Annotated in this window: 1 protein-coding gene; it reads right to left on the bottom strand. The window is 64.6% G+C overall.

Going from position 1 to position 1,091, the window contains the following annotated elements:
• A partial coding sequence (locus AWB79_RS37930; protein WP_061172598.1) for a porin occupies positions 1–1,091 on the bottom strand: 1,091 nt, incomplete at both ends.

The following is a 1,091-nucleotide window of genomic DNA, read 5'->3' as shown; positions in this document are numbered from 1 at the left end:
CCGATGGTCGCGTTCGCGGACGTCGTGCGGTTCTTCGTCGTGCCCGACGGAACGGCCAGCGTGGTGCCGTTGGCGCGCTGGAACGCTTCCAGTGCGTACAGGCCCGTGCGCTTCGAGAGCGAGTAGTACTGGGACAGGTTGAACTGGTGGTAGGACGCGGCGTCGTTGATGCCGTTCGCCTTGCTGGCCCACGTGTAGCTGTAGCCCGCAGCGAAGTCCCATGCCGACGTCGCCTTCCAGTGCAGCACCGAACCCACCGTGTTGAACACGGCTTCGTCCGTGAACAGCGAGTTCACGCCCGGGATGTACTGAACGTTCGTGTACGTGACCGAGATATCCCACGCGCTGTTGAACTGGTAGCCGCCTGCAACCGCGAAGCGTTGCTGCGCTTGAGCGCGCTGGTAACCAGCGGTGACCGCCGACACGCCCGGCTGGCCCGAACCGTCGGTGGCTGCCGTGCTGTTGATCGTCGTCGAGTTGCCGCTGTAGATGCCGCCGCCATTAGCCGCGTTGTTGATGCGCGAGAACGCCACCGCACCGCCGATCGGACCTTGCTGGTACTGGACCGCCGCCGTCCAGGTCGAGCCCTGGTACACGCTGTCGGGCACGCCCGCGAACGAGTACGAGCCGCTCACCGTGAAGCCGTACATCTTCGGCGACGTGTAGACCACCGAGTTGTTCGCGCGGTAGATCGTGTCGAGGCCGTCCAGATCGCCCGGGTGCGCGCCGAAGTAGCCGGTCAGCCAGTTCGTCGGGCTATACGGCGAGAGCAGCGTGTAGTACGAGGTGTACTGGCGACCCAGGGTCAGCGTACCGTAGCCGGGGTTCGTCAGACCGACCCATGCCTGGCGGGCGAACATCGCGTTGGTGAACTGGCCTTGGCCGCTGTTGATGTCGACGCCCGATTCCAGCTGGAAGATGGCCTTGTTGCCGCCGCCCAGATCTTCAGCGCCCTTCAAGCCGAAGCGGCTGCCCGCCCAGATGCCCGACGCCATCTTGACGTTCGAGCGACCCGGGTTCGTCTTGGCCAGGTTCGTCTGGCTGCTTTGGTAGACGATCGAATCGTCGACGATACCGTACAGCGTGACGCT

The organism is Caballeronia hypogeia (genome assembly GCF_001544875.2).
GTDB lineage: Bacteria > Pseudomonadota > Gammaproteobacteria > Burkholderiales > Burkholderiaceae > Caballeronia > Caballeronia hypogeia.
This window is presented reverse-complemented; position numbering and strand designations above follow the sequence as displayed.